Raw genomic sequence first — 448 nt, 5'->3', positions numbered from 1 at the left:
CCCCCGCCATGAGCGGCTGTCGGCCGAGCAGAGAGCGGCGATCGAGCATGTCGCGAAGCCTGGCGCGATTGCCGCGGTGGTCGGCCGCGCCGGCGCCGGCAAGACCACCATGATGAAGGCCGCGCGCGAGGCCTGGGAGCTCGCCGGCTACCGCGTGGTCGGCGCAGCACTCGCCGGCAAGGCGGCCGAGGGTCTGGAGAAGGAAGCAGGTATTCCAAGCCGCACGCTGGCCTCATGGGAGCTGCGCTGGAAAGAGGGCAGGGACGCGCTCGACGAAAAAACCGTTTTCGTCCTCGACGAGGCCGGCATGGTCGCCTCGAAACAGATGGCGCTGTTCGTCGAAGCCACGGTTCATGCCGGCGCCAAGCTGGTGCTAGTCGGCGACGCCGAACAGCTCCAGCCGATCGAGGCGGGCGCCGCATTCCGGGCGATCGTCGAGCGCATCGGC

Annotated in this window: 1 protein-coding gene; it reads left to right on the top strand. The window is 69.4% G+C overall.

What is annotated here, in order from left to right:
• Positions 1 to 448 (top strand): AAA family ATPase (locus EOA78_RS35670; RefSeq protein ID WP_164784126.1); only part of this gene is annotated, 448 nt, incomplete at both ends.

It is taken from the genome of Mesorhizobium sp. M5C.F.Cr.IN.023.01.1.1 (genome assembly GCF_003997585.1).
Classification (GTDB): Bacteria; Pseudomonadota; Alphaproteobacteria; order Rhizobiales; family Rhizobiaceae; genus Mesorhizobium; species Mesorhizobium wenxiniae.
This window is presented reverse-complemented; position numbering and strand designations above follow the sequence as displayed.